General features: G+C 66.4%; 10 protein-coding genes. All 10 read right to left on the bottom strand.

Annotated features, from left to right (window positions below; all coding sequences use genetic code 11):
* Nucleotides 1-11: 11 nt before the first annotated feature.
* Nucleotides 12-977, bottom strand: coding sequence for an MBL fold metallo-hydrolase (locus QW887_RS11835; protein WP_315714948.1), 966 nt, complete (start codon nt 975-977; stop codon nt 12-14).
* Between the two features lie 344 nt (nt 978-1,321).
* Entirely contained in the window at nt 1,322-3,013 is a 1,692-nt protein-coding gene (locus QW887_RS11830) for a methyl-accepting chemotaxis protein (RefSeq protein WP_316174667.1), read from the bottom strand.
* A gap of 256 nt (nt 3,014-3,269) precedes the next feature.
* Entirely contained in the window at nt 3,270-3,482 is a 213-nt protein-coding gene (locus tag QW887_RS11825; protein WP_410052211.1) for a hypothetical protein, read from the bottom strand.
* 32 nt (nt 3,483-3,514) lie between these two features.
* Nucleotides 3,515-3,646: a hypothetical protein gene (locus QW887_RS11820; protein ID WP_409999235.1), complete on the bottom strand. Its 132-nt coding sequence runs from the start codon at nt 3,644-3,646 to the stop codon at nt 3,515-3,517.
* A 16-nt stretch (nt 3,647-3,662) separates the two neighbouring features.
* Nucleotides 3,663-5,219, bottom strand: a complete 1,557-nt coding sequence (locus QW887_RS11815; RefSeq protein ID WP_316194553.1) for an ABC transporter substrate-binding protein — start codon at nt 5,217-5,219, stop codon at nt 3,663-3,665.
* A 118-nt stretch (nt 5,220-5,337) separates the two neighbouring features.
* Nucleotides 5,338-7,041 (bottom strand): methyl-accepting chemotaxis protein, encoded by a 1,704-nt coding sequence (locus QW887_RS11810; protein WP_315714951.1) that lies wholly within the window; start codon nt 7,039-7,041, stop codon nt 5,338-5,340.
* Between the two features lie 478 nt (nt 7,042-7,519).
* Complete coding sequence (locus QW887_RS11805) at nt 7,520-9,547, bottom strand: methyl-accepting chemotaxis protein (protein WP_315749165.1); 2,028 nt, start codon at nt 9,545-9,547, stop codon at nt 7,520-7,522.
* Nucleotides 9,548-9,825: 278 nt separating this feature from the next.
* Nucleotides 9,826-11,103 (bottom strand): 3-oxo-tetronate kinase, encoded by a 1,278-nt coding sequence (gene otnK / locus QW887_RS11800; protein WP_315749163.1) that lies wholly within the window; start codon nt 11,101-11,103, stop codon nt 9,826-9,828.
* A complete protein-coding gene (gene otnI, locus QW887_RS11795; protein WP_316194552.1) occupies nt 11,100-11,882 on the bottom strand; it encodes a 2-oxo-tetronate isomerase in 783 nt (260 codons plus the stop codon). Before otnI ends, otnK begins: the two co-directional genes overlap by 4 nt.
* Before the next feature lie 22 nt (nt 11,883-11,904).
* Entirely contained in the window at nt 11,905-12,819 is a 915-nt protein-coding gene (gene ltnD / locus QW887_RS11790) for an L-threonate dehydrogenase (protein ID WP_316164364.1), read from the bottom strand.
* Nucleotides 12,820-12,939 lie beyond the last annotated feature (120 nt).

Below are 12,939 nucleotides of genomic sequence, written 5' to 3'. Positions count from 1 at the left end.
CCGGTCCGGGATCACGCGGGGAGCAGGTCGAGCGCATAATGGGCGCCATCGCGGGTGAGCCGACCGAACGCGGCCCACGGAAAATGAGATCCACAAACCAACATCTTTTCTGCAACGATACGATCGAGCAATCTGCGCCGGCTGACCTCGGCAGCCGCGCCGTCCTGGTCATAGGCGCCGTGCCATTCCGGATGGCGCAGGCACAACGCCGGCACATAGGCGGTGTCGCCGGAGATCATCAGTTGCTCCGCTCCGGAGCCGAGATGAAACGCGGTGTGCCCCGGGGTATGACCGGGGACGCTGACGAAGCGGATGCCGGGCACCACCTCGTCCTCGCCCTCGACCGGCAGCACGTTCTTCCAGCCCGGGATCACGCTCTGGATGCGGCGCGCCAGCGCCTGCCGCCACGGCGGCAGCCGGCTGGTCAGAGATGCATCGGTCCAGAATTTGTACTCGGCCGCAGCCACGATGATCTCGGCGGTGGGAAACACCGGCGCGTCGGTGTTCTCGCCGAGCAGGCCGAAGATATGATCGGGATGGAAGTGCGAGATCAGGATGGTGTCGATGTCTTCCGGGCGAATGCCGGCTGCTTTCAGATTGTCCAGCATGCGACCCGAAACGAAGATCGAGTCGGAATTGTAGCCCTGCACCTGACCACCGCCGCCGGCATCGCAGAGCACGGTCTTGCCCTTCAGCCGCACCACGAAGGTGGAGATCGGGACCGGGACGAAGGCTGGGCTCAGACCAGCGGCGCGCAGTGCGTCCTTCACGTCGCTGATGCTGGCATTGCTGATGAAGCCGGCCTCGTGCGGCTTTTCCCACACGCCGTCGTAGAGGGCGATCACCTCCGCCTCGCCGATCGTGATCCGGCGATAGCCGCGTGCGGGATCCTCAGTGCGGCGGTGCGGCTTGGCGGCAACGACGGCTAGTCCCGCATCGAGACCCAAAGCAGCCGCGGCCGTCGCGGCCGATAGCACCAGGGTCCTTCGCGAAAAACCACCCGCAATCACATTGCCTGCCACTCAAATATACCGTCGGTTGAATAAATGCCTAACACAAGTTAATCTCCGCACCTTAGCGGGATTATGGCGCGACAACGGCCTTTCTGGCCGGGGCGTCAGGTGTGGGGAGTCTGCAACGGTGGGGGATGATCCGGTCGAGCGGGGCGCCGCCTGACGAACGGCGCACGCATGAGCGTCGACGTGGTTCGCGGGGGCGTCGTCGGCTCTGTCCGCGGCTATCGGTAGGGCTGTGTCGTTCGACTATCGGATGCGACAGCGGCCAATCTCGGCCGCTGTCCTCCGCTTCGTCATGTCTTGGGTCAGGCGGCGCGAACCGATTGCAGGAAGCGGCTGACTTCCTGCTTGAGACGCTGGCTATCACCGGAGAGCTGGCGCGCGGCGCTGAGCACTTGCCCCGAGGTGTCGCCGGTCTCGCTGGCGCCGCGCTGGACATTGGAAATGTTGGCGGACACCTGCTGTGTACCCGCGGCGGCGTGCTGGATGTTGCGCGAGATCTCGGCGGTTGCTGCGCCCTGCTCCTCGACCGCGGCCGCCACCGTCGCGGCGATCTCCGACAGCCGCTCGATCGTCGTCGAGATCTCCCTGATGGCGCCGACCGACTCCTGCGTGGCCCCCTGGATGCCGGAAATCTGTTGGCCGATCTCGCCGGTCGCCTTGGCGGTCTGTTCGGCCAGCGCCTTGACCTCGGAGGCGACGACGGCAAAGCCGCGGCCGGCTTCGCCCGCCCGCGCGGCCTCGATCGTGGCATTGAGCGCCAGCAGATTGGTCTGCCCGGCGATCGTGTTGATCAGTTCGACGACGTCGCCAATGCGGGTCGCCGCCTTCGACAGCTCGCCGACACGATCATTGGTGCGGCGTGCCTGCTCGACCGCATCGGAGGCGATGCGCGCGGACTCCTGCACCTGGCGGCTGATCTCACGGACCGACGAAGTGAGCTCCTCGGTCGCCGAGGCGACGGCCTGAACATTGGCCGACGCCTCTTCGGAGGCCGCAGCGACGGTGGTGGAAAGCTCCTGCCCTCGCACGGCGGTGCTCGACAGCGAGTTGGCCGAGCTCTCGAGCTCGCTGGAGGCCGAGGACACCGTATTGACGATGTTGCCGATGGCGCCTTCGAAACTGTTGGCGAGCTCCGACATCTCCCGCTTGCGCGAGGCGGCTGCTCGCCGCTCCTGCTCACCGAGCTCCCTGGCGTTGAACCGCACCATCGTCTGGACGGTCTGCAGGTTACGCAAGGCGCGGCCGATCTCGTCGTCGCGCTCGATGTGCATGCGGGTGTCGAGCTTGCCCTGGGTGATGCTTTCCATCGTCTCGTTCACATGATCGAGCGGCGCCACGATCACGTTCATTGTGCGCAGCCCGACCAGGCCACACAGCACGACACCGGTGGCAGCAATCGCCACGGCGGTCATTCCGGCGAGCCCGCCCTCCCCGAACGAGATGACACCAAGCACGAGCAGGAACAGCGTCTGCAATCCGACCAGCGTTCGCAGCCGTGCCGCGATCGTGCCGGTGAACATCGAGAGATGGTCGAACACCGAGCGGCGGCGGACGATGCCGTCGTCGATCTTGTAACCATGTGGCCGCTTTTCGCGGATCGCCGCATAGACCTGCTCGGCCTCTGCGCGCTGGTCGGCGGGCAGCTTGGTGCGCACCGAGGTGTAGCCGACGACCTGGCCGTCTTTGCAGATCGGCGACGCCGTCGCCAGCACCCAGTAATAGTCGCCGTTCTTGCGGCGGTTCTTGACCGCGCCGACCCAGGGACGGCCGGCCTTGAGCGTGGTCCAGAGATTGTCGAAGGCTTCAGGCGGCATGTCCGGATGACGCACGATGTTGTGCGGCTGCCCCATCAGCTCGGCTTCGGTGAAGCCGGCCGCATCGACAAAATCCTGGTTGAAGAAGGTCAACTTGCCCTTCGTGTCGGTCTTGGACACGATCAGCGTGTCATCCGTGATCGGATACTCGACGTTGGTGACGGGCAAATTCTTACGCATGGCGAGTCTTTCAATCGACGATGATGGCCGCGAGTCATGCCGGCATCGGCATGACTAATTTTGCTGCAAACGATGCATCGATTGTCGCAGTCGCCGATTAACCTAAGATAAAATGCCGCAACCGTTGAAATACGGGTCGCTGGACCCCGTTCACGGACGGCCGCAATCTCACAAGACCTGTCGCCGGCGTGTCTCCTCGATACGAGCCAGACAGAACGGCCCAACCATGTTGCCGCCGTTGATGCAGGAAACTGGATCAATCGGTGCGAACCGTTTGCAGGAAGCGCAAGAGCGCCAGCAGGTTGGTTCGGCCGGCGGTGATGTTGATCGGCTCGACGATTTTGCCGATGCGGGTCGCGGCCTTCGACAGCCCGCCGAGGCGATCGGTGGTCGCGCGCGCCTGGCCGGCTGCCTCGCCCGCCATCCGCGCCGACCGGCCCACGAAAAAAGGGCGCGGCCTCGCGGCCACGCCCTGGTCTGGTCGGGATCTGCGCGCCGGGATCAGGCTGCGCGCACGGTGTCCAGGAAACGTCCAACCTCGAGCTTCAGTCGGTTGCTGTCGCCGGACAGCATTTGCGCCGCCGAGAGCACCTGGGACGACGCCGAGCCGGTCTCGCCGGAGCCGCGCTGCACCCCGGCGATAGCCGCGTCATTCCAGCTCGATCGGCTGATAGGCGCCGGTCTCGTCGAGCGCCGTGCCCCAGATCTTGTGCGAGGCCTGATGTTCGGCGGGGCCGAAGTTGAGCGAGGCGCCAAGACCGAGATCGATGTTGCGCATCGACTCCAGCGTATCGATCAGCCGCTCGGTATCGAGCTGCGGACCGGCCTGCTTCAGGGCCTGAACCAGGATACTCGCCTCGATGTAGCCCTCGAGCGAGGTGTAGTCCGGCGGTTCGCCGGGGAAGTGTCGAGCCAGCGCGGCCTTGTAGTCGAGCACCACGCTCGAATAGCCGGAGACGGCGGGAACGGTCTGGGTCACGACGACCCCGGCCGCGTAGCGCGAACCGAGCAGCATGAGCTCATTGGCAAGCGCCGATGCGCCGACCGCCGACACATTGACGAATAGGACGCCGGGAAGCGCATCGCGCGCCTTTTCGATGAACTTCGCCGCCGCGCGCGAGGTCGCGACCATGATGACCGCGCGGACGGGCACCTTCTGGGCCTTGAGCTGGTTGATCGCCGGCTCCACATCCACGGTGTTGCGGGTGTAGTTGACGCGCAGGATCGCGGCGTCGCTGAGGCCGAGGACGCGAAACGCCTTTGCCACGCCGGCAAAGCCTGCATCGCCGAACGAATCGTCCTGCGCGAACAGCGCAATCTGGCGTGGCGGCACGCGGCGCAGCTTCACCAGGTAACGGACCAGCGCATCGGCTTCTTCCGAATAGCTCGGACGATAGTTGAAGACGTAGCGGTCCGGCGGATCGTGGCGCGAGACGTTCGCACCGGTATAGGGGCTGAAGAACAGCATCCGGCGCTCGAGCGAATATGGGATCGCGACGGCCGCCGTCGCGGTCCCGAAACTGCCGACGAAGCCGAACACGCGCTCCTTTTCGTAGAGCTGCTTCATGGCGTCGAGCGTGCGGTTCGGATCATAGCCGTCATCGGCGACGACGAGCTTGAGCATCCGGCCATTGACCCCGCCGGCGTCGTTGGCGCGGTTGAAGGCGGCTTCGATGCCGACCTTGAGCAGCCGACCCGATTCCTTGTTCGCGCCCGACAGTGGCAAGACGCTGCCGAACGTGATGTCGCGCTCCGTGACGCCGCGAACCGATGGAGCAGGCACGGCGCTCGTCGCACCAGCCGCAGCGATGGAGGGCGCAGAGTCCGGCAGCGCGCCGGCCGCCGTTGCGGGCGCGCCGATCGATCGCTCGATGTCTGCGAGCTGAAGCTCGGCCCGCCGGCAGTCCTGACGGCCACTCGCCACGGCCGCGCGACCGTCGGCGATGGAGCGGTCGAACTCGCGCGTCAGCTCGTTGCGATCGCCGTCGTCGCTCGACGCCTCCCGGATGACGGCCTGGAACTTGCCGATGATGGCCTGGATCCGCGGCCGAGGGATCTCGCTGCAGGCAAGGGCCGCTCCGATGGCGGGACCGATCCTGCCGCCGAGGTCGCGCACGACGGCGAGGTTGTCGCCGGGCGCGGCACCGACCGAGGTCGTGAGCATGAGGGTGAGGATGATCACCGAGGAAGTCGCGAGCGATCGCATCCGGTTCACCACCTCGTGGCGGGGCCGGAGGTCAAGGAAGGCCATCATGACGGGATTTGAACTCGTTGAGACACGCTGGTCGGATCGTTAATTGAGCTAGTGAGATTGCCCCGGCCTGTCAGGCCGCGCGGACCGTCTGCAGGAAGCGGCTGACCTCGCGCTTGAGGCGGTTGCTGTCTGTCGACAGCCCCTGGGCCGCCTCCAGCACCTGGGTCGAGGCCGAGCCGGTCTCGGTGGCGCCGCGCTGCACGTCGGTGATGTTGACGGAGACCTGCTGCGTGCCGTGCGCCGCCTGCTGCACGTTGCGCGAGATCTCCTTGGTCGCGGCGTTCTGCTCTTCGACAGCGGCTGCAATCGTCGAGGAAACCTCCGACAGCCGCTCGATGCTGCCGGAGATCAGCCTGATCGCCGCAACCGATTCCTGTGTCGCCGCCTGGATGCCGGCCACCTGCTGGCCGATCTCATCGGTCGCCTTGGCGGTCTGCTCCGCCAGCGCCTTGACCTCGGCGGCGACCACGGCGAAGCCCCGCCCCGCCTCGCCGGCACGCGCCGCCTCGATCGTGGCGTTCAGCGCCAGCAGATTGGTCTGCCCGGCAATGCTGTTGATCAGCTCGACCACGTCGCCGATGCGGCTCGCCGCGCGCGACAGCTCGCTCACCCGCTCGTTGGTCTTCTTCGCCTGCTCGACCGCTTCGTTGGCCATGCGCGCCGATTCATGCACCTGGCGGCCGATCTCGGTGACCGAGGACGTCATCTCCTCGGTGGCCGAGGCGACGGATTGCACGTTGGTCGACGCTTCCTCCGACGCAGCCGCCACCGTGGTTGCGAGCTCGCCGGCGCGGACCGCCGTCTTGCTCAAGGTATCCGCCGAGACTTCCAGTCTGGACGAAGCCGACGAGACCGTCTCGACGATCTCGCCAACGGCGCTTTCGAAGTCGTCGGCCATCTTGTGCATGTCGGCCTTGCGGCGGGCCAGCGCCCGCTGCTCGGCTTCCTTCTGCTCCGCTTCCAGCGCGTGACGTGCGACCGCATTGCTCTTGAACACCTCGACGGCGCCGGCCATCTCGCCGATCTCGTCGCCGCGTCCTACGCCGGGGACCTCGACGTCGAGACGGCCGCCGGCGAGGCTCTTCATCGCGCTGGTCATGCGATGCAGAGGGCTGGTGATGCCGCGCCCGACGAGCGTCGACACGACGAGCAGGATCAGCAGCACGATCCCGGCCGCCATCAACGACTGCCGCGTCGAGGCCCAGGCCTGAGCCGAGAGGTCATCGATATAGACGCCGGTCCCGACCAGCCAATTCCAGGGTGCGAAGCCTGCGACATGGGTGAGCTTGGGCTGCGGCGTCTCGGAGCCGGGCTTCGGCCAATCGTAGTCGACGAAGCCGCGGCCATGCTGGCGAACCACGTCGATCATCTCTTGGAACAGCTTCTTGCCGTTCGGATCCTTCATGTCCGCGACGTCCTGCCCGATCAGCTTGGTCGAGATCGGATGCATCAGCATCTTCGCGGTCATGTCCGTGACGAAGAAATACTCGTTGCCGCCATAGCGGAGCTGGGAGGCGCGCTCCAGAGCGCGCTTCTGCGCGTCGGCGACCGAGATCGTCCCCTTCTGCGCGGCAGCATGCTCCTCGGCGAAGATGGCGAGCGCGAGCTCGGTCAGATGCCGCAGCTCGAGCTGCTTCTGCTGCTTGAGGCCGGCAGCGAGCTCACGGGAATTGAAGGCAGTCAGGCCGATCAGACCGAGGAAGCTCAGACCGATCAGGGCGTAGATCTTGATCCCGATGGTGAGCTTGAGGCGATGAGGCATTGCAAACGACATGTCAGTCTCCACGGGCGCGACTCATGCTTGGGGCGCTCGGGGACAGATCACGTCGACGGTCGGGGGGCTCGCCCTCGTCGTCACGCAAACGGGCCCGCAGCCCACGCGTGGAAGCTACGGAACCCAATATTAAGTCTGGTTAAGACGATGTCCGTGCAAATACGGAGCAACGATCGAAAACTGATCGTTGCCCGTCCAGATCGGTAACGCGCTCCGGCTTGCCGTGCGACGCGTCGTCTCGTGCCATGCGACCGAACGAGAGAAGCGCCGTCTGCCCGTGGGACTCGACTGCGCGTTGGCCGCGAACGTCCGGACCCTACGCGCCGATTCTTAACACAAGTTAAAAACGTAGATTGACTACGCAGGTTAGTTTGCCGGCGTCGATGCAACGCGAGACAACGCAAAAGGCCGGAGCGTTCGATGCTCCGGCCTTTTAATCCCCTGCGCAATCCGAGTTGGCCGCTTCCGCGTCTCGGCGTTACGCCGCCCGCACCGAACCGAGGAAGCTCGCGACCTCCTGCTTGAGACGGTTGCTGTCGCCGGACAGCGCCTGTGCCGCTGAGAGCACCTGGGCCGAGGCCGACCCGGTCTCGGCCGCACCGCGCTCGACGTCGGCGATGTTGGACGAGACCTGCTGCGTGCCATGCGCCGCCTGCTGGACGTTGCGCGAGATCTCCTGCGTCGCCGCGCCCTGCTCTTCGACGGCGGCTGCGATGGTCGAGGAGATTTCCGACAGCTTCTCGATCGTGGAGGAGATCTCCTTGATCGCGCTGACCGACTCCTGCGTTGCGACCTGGATGCTCGAGATCTGCTGGCCGATCTCGCCAGTCGCCCTCGCGGTCTGCTCCGCCAGCGCCTTGACCTCCGAGGCGACGACCGCGAAGCCGCGGCCGGCGTCGCCGGCGCGTGCGGCCTCGATGGTGGCGTTGAGCGCCAGCAGGTTGGTCTGGCCGGCAATCGTGTTGATCAGTTCGACGACGTCGCCGATGCGGGTGGCAGCCTTGGACAGCTCGCTGACGCGCCCGGTCGTGGTGCGGGCCTGGCCGACGGCGTCGTTGGCGATGCGCGCCGATTCCTGCACCTGACGGCTGATCTCGGTGACCGACGAGGCCATCTGCTCGGTCGCAGACGCCACCGACTGGACGTTGGTCGTGGCTTCCTCCGAGGCGGACGCAACCGCCGTCGTCAAGCCTTGCGAGCGCGTCGCGGCCTGGGTCAGCGTGGTGGCGGACTGCTCGAGCTGGCTCGAGGCCGACGAGACGGTGTTCACGATCTCGCCGACCGCGGCTTCGAACTGCTCGGCCAGCCGCTGCATGTCGGCCTTGCGCTGGCGCGCCGTGATCGCGTCCTGCGCGCTCTTTTCCTCGGCCTCGGCGCGCGCCTTCTCCTCCGCATTGCCACGAATCACCGTTACGGTCTTGGCGAGATCGCCGATTTCGTCACCCCGCGATGCGCCGGGAATGGCGATGTCGAGCCGGCCGCGCGCCATCTCGCCGAGCGCCGCGTTCAGCCGCGTCAACGGCCGCGCGATCCCGAGGAACGAGAACACGACCGAACCGATCACCGACAACAGAACCGCCAATCCGACAAACAGCGTGATATAGCTCGCCTGCGCGGCGACCTGGTCTGCCTCGAACCGCGCGCTCGCGTTGCGCGCGCGCGCGTCCTGGATCGCAGAGGACATCAGCTCGCCGGCCTCGCCGAGATAGATGAGCGTGCGGTCGCGCAGCACGGCCTCCTTGATCCCCTCGGTCTTCACCACCTCGTCGTTCGCGGCGACGAAGTCCGAGGCGAGGCCATTGAGCTTGGTGATCGTGGCCTGGATCTCGCGGTCGTCGGCCAGCATGCGGGCGTCGGTCAGCGAGCTCTTCAGCCCCGGCACCGTCTGCTTCACCGTCAGGATCGTCGCGGCATCGCCAGTCATACCGAACCGCCAGGCCTGCGACCGCATGTAGTTCAACTTGGCATCGGCAGCGTGAAGCTGGCGCTCGACCCGCTCGCGGAAGGCGAGCTTCGGCAGCGACGGCGAGGCGAGCAGAGCCTTCAGGCTGGTGTTCCAGTCGTTGGAGACAGCACTGCGCTTTTCGATCTGCGTCAGCAACTTCTTCTGCGCCTCGGCGAGATCGACCGCTCCCGCGGCATAGCTCGTCATCAGCTCCTTGATCCGGGTCAGCCGGGCGCGATTGTCGGCGGTCGACACGTTGGCGAGTGCGGCGTCGATGTCCGTCACCATCCCGGTCGAGAACTGCTGAATGTCGGCGGCTGCCTTCTCTGCCTCGGCCGGCGCACGCGCCAGCCGCGCCGAACGGCCACCGAGCTGGGTCTGCTGCATGTTGATGCTGGCCGACAGCACGCTCTCGACGACGCGCCGCGCGCGCTCGGCCTGCTGATTGGCGTGGTTGACCGCTCTTTCCGCCATCAACTGGTTAGCGATCATGCCGACGGCGAGAGATGCGCCGATGGCGCCAGCGAGCCCGAGTTTGTAGCCGATCCGATTCAGTTTCATTGCCCTACCCACAGATGGACGCGTCACGCGACGGTCCGTACCGGAGGTATAGCGGTGAGGTCCCTAGAGACCGTTAATTTACGGGAGTTATCGGGCATTACACGCAAAAAACTTCTGCTTTTTCAGTGTGCGTCCCGATGCTTATGGCGGCACGGCGGCGCTGCCGCGCCGAGCGACGGCTCACAAACTAAGCAGATGATGAGATCGGGACCGAGGCTCAGCACGTCGTTCCAAAATCCGGCACAGGCCGACGCAGCCGGCAGTCGGCCGACGCGCAGTTAGCGCATCAGCCCGAGCGCGTCGGCGAAAAACTGCGGCCCACCGAAATTGCCGGACTTCAGCGCCAGCAGCATGTCGCCTGCGTCGGCGCCGATCGTGCGAAGCACGGGCACGCCGGCCGCGATCTCCGGACCGACGAGGAAGCCCGGAATCCCCAGCCGATCAACGACAGCGCCCGAGGTCTCGCCGCCGGCGACGATCAACCGCCGCACGCCGGCCTGGATCAGCCCCTCGGCGAGATCGGCCATCGCCTGCTCGATGGCGTGCCCCGCCGCCTCGCGGCCGTGCCTGGATTGCAGCGCGCTGACCTGATCCGGCGTCGCGCTGGAGGCAATCAGCACAGGCCCCTTGGCGATGCGCTCACGCGCCCAGGCGAGCGCGCGCTGCGTCTCGTCCGGACCGGCGACCAGACCCGCCGCATCGAGATGCAGCACCGGCATGATGGTCTCGGCCTGCGCGATCTGCTGCAACGTCGCCTGCGAGCAGCTGCCGGCGAGGCAGGCGGCCAGGCCGCCGACGGGGGCATCGGCGTGATGCGCCAAGCCGTGGGAATGCACGCGCCCGGCCTCGACCAAAGCGCGCGCCAGACCGAGCCCGATGCCGGACGCGCCGACAGAGACCCGGCTCTTCAAGGCGGCCGCACCGATCGCGGTCAGGTCCGCATCGAACACGGCGTCGACGATCGCGGCACCCATGCCCTGCCCGGCCAGTTCCTGCAGCCGGTGGCTGATCGCCTCCGGCCCATGCACCACGGTGGCGAGATCGACCAGACCGATCTTCCGTCGGCTCTGCCGGCCGAGCACGCGCACCAGATTGGCGTCATGCATCGGGTTGAGCGGATGATCCTTGAGCGGGCTCTCATTGAGCGGCACGCCGCCGACGAACAGGTTGCCCTGGTAGACGGTCCGCCTGGTTTCCGGGAACGCCGGCGTCACCAGCACGATCGTGTCACCGGCATCGCCCGCCAGCGCGTCCATGACAGGACCGATATTGCCGGCGTCGGTGGAATCGAACGTCGAGCAGATCTTGAACAGCACGTGGTCGGCGCCTCGTGCGCGCAGCCATGTGTCGGCCTCGCGTGAGCGGGCCACGGCAAGCGACGCCTCGATCGAGCGGCTCTTCAGCGACACCACGACGGCATCGACCTCGGGCAGCGTGAGGTCATCAGCCGGTACGCCGATGGTCTGCACCGTGCGCAGGCCGGCGCGGGTCAGGGTGTTGGCGAGATCGGAGGCGCCGGTGTAGTCGTCGGCGATGCAGCCGAGCTTCAGGCTCACGGCTTCACTCCCTTGTAGGGCGCGAACCAGCCGAGCCCGTCCTCGGTGCGGCCGCGCGGATTGTACTCGCAGCCGACGAAGCCGGCATAGCCGAGCCGGTCGAGCTCCCCGAACAGGAACGGATAGTTGAGCTCCTCGCCGTCGGGCTCGTTGCGCGAGGGAATGCTGGCGATCTGGATGTGGCCGATGATGTCCATCATCTCGCGCAGCCGCATCGTGACGTCGCCATGGATGATCTGGCAATGATAGATGTCGAACTGCAGCTTCAGGTTCGGAATCTTCAGCTCGCGGATCAGATCGCGGGCGAAGCCGAAATCGTTGAGGAAGTAGCCGGGCACGTTGCGCGGATTGATCGGCTCGATCACGACGTCGAGGCCGTGGGGCGCGAAGAACTCGGCCGCCCATGCGACCGATTTGTAGTACGCCTCCACCGCCTTCGGATCGCTGCGCTCGGCGATCCCCGCCATCATGTGCAGCCGCTTCACGCCGGTCGCCATGGCATAGGGCAGCGCGGTCTCGAGGCTCGCCTTCAGATCGTCGAAGCGCTCCGGCAGCGCCGCAAAGCCCTTCTCGCCGGCATCCCAATTGCCGGGCGGCAGGTTGAACAGCGCCTGGGTCAAGCCGTTGCCATGCAGCCGTTGGCCGACCTCCTCGGCCGGATGGTCATACGGAAACAGGAATTCGACCGCAGTGAAGCCGGCCTTGGCGGCGGCCGTGAAGCGGTCGAGGAACGGATGCTCGGTGAACATCATCGAGAGATTGGCGGCGAAGCGGGGCATGGCGTGAATACTCGTCGTGCTGCTACTTGGAGGGGCCCGGCAGCGTCGTGCCGGTGACCTGCGCATACATCCGCGCCACAGAGGCGTCGTCGTCGCGGCCCATGCCGGCGGCCGACGTCATCAGGAACATCTGCAGCGCGGCGGCCGAGACCGGCACCGGAAAACGATGGCTGCGTGCCATGTCCTGGATGATGCCGAGGTCCTTGACGAAGATCTCGACCGCGCTGCGCGGCGTGTAGTCGCCGTCGAGCACGTGCGGCATGCGGTTCTCGAACATCCAGGAATTGCCGGCCGAGGCGGTGATGACCTCATAGACCTTGCGGATGTCGAGGCCCTGCTTGGCGGCGAAGGCGATGGCCTCGCTGGCGGCAGCGATGTGAACGCCGGCGAGAAGCTGGTTGATCATCTTGAACGCAGCGCCCTGCCCGGCGGCATCGCCGAGCTCATAGAGCTTGGCCGCCATCGCATCGAGCGCCGGCCGCGCCTTGGCAAACGCCGCCGCGCTGCCCGAGGCCAGGATCGTCAGCTCGCCTTGCGCGGCGCGCTGCGCGCCGCCGGAGATCGGCGCGTCGAGGTAGTGCCGGCCGGTGGCTTCGAGCTGCTTCGCCAGCCGCCGCGCAACGTCAGGATCCATGGTCGCGGAGGAGACGAACACGGCGTCCTTCGGCATGGTTTCGGCAGCACCGCCCGGGCCGAACAGGATGGCTTCCGTCTGCGCCGCATTGACCACGACGCTGACCACGATGTCGGCGCCATCAGCCGCCTCGGCGGGAGTCGTCGCGCCCTTGCCGCCGTCGGCCACGAAACGCGCCACCGCGTCCGCCGAGACGTCGCATCCGGTCACCTCGAAGCCTGCGCGCTTCAGCGAGGTCGCCATGCCGAATCCCATCGAGCCAAGCCCGATCACGGCGACTTTCAATTGCAATGGCGACGGCATACGGCAGATCCCTGAAGCGTTTCCCGGAGACGTCCGGTTGCCCCGGACTGCACTCTGGGTATCACGGCTTGGCCGCGTTGCCAAAGCGTGAGACAAAGCGGCAAAACAGCGACATGCGAG

The organism is Bradyrhizobium sp. SZCCHNRI3052, assembly GCF_032484895.1.
Classification (GTDB): domain Bacteria; phylum Pseudomonadota; class Alphaproteobacteria; order Rhizobiales; family Xanthobacteraceae; genus Bradyrhizobium.
Note: the sequence above shows the minus strand (reverse complement) of the source record. Positions and strands in the feature narration are given on the sequence as shown.

Bases quoted from the DNA above. Each gene is read 5' to 3' on its own strand.
- otnI (WP_316194552.1), bottom strand. From the start codon at position 11,882: ATGCCCCGCTTCGCCGCCAATCTCTCGATGATGTTCACCGAGCATCCG.
- ltnD (WP_316164364.1), bottom strand. From the start codon at position 12,819: ATGCCGTCGCCATTGCAATTGAAAGTCGCCGTGATCGGGCTTGGCTCG.
- QW887_RS11815 (WP_316194553.1), bottom strand. From the start codon at position 5,219: ATGCGATCGCTCGCGACTTCCTCGGTGATCATCCTCACCCTCATGCTC.
- QW887_RS11805 (WP_315749165.1), bottom strand. From the start codon at position 9,547: ATGAAACTGAATCGGATCGGCTACAAACTCGGGCTCGCTGGCGCCATC.
- QW887_RS11810 (WP_315714951.1), bottom strand. From the start codon at position 7,041: ATGTCGTTTGCAATGCCTCATCGCCTCAAGCTCACCATCGGGATCAAG.
- QW887_RS11830 (WP_316174667.1), bottom strand. From the start codon at position 3,013: ATGCGTAAGAATTTGCCCGTCACCAACGTCGAGTATCCGATCACGGAT.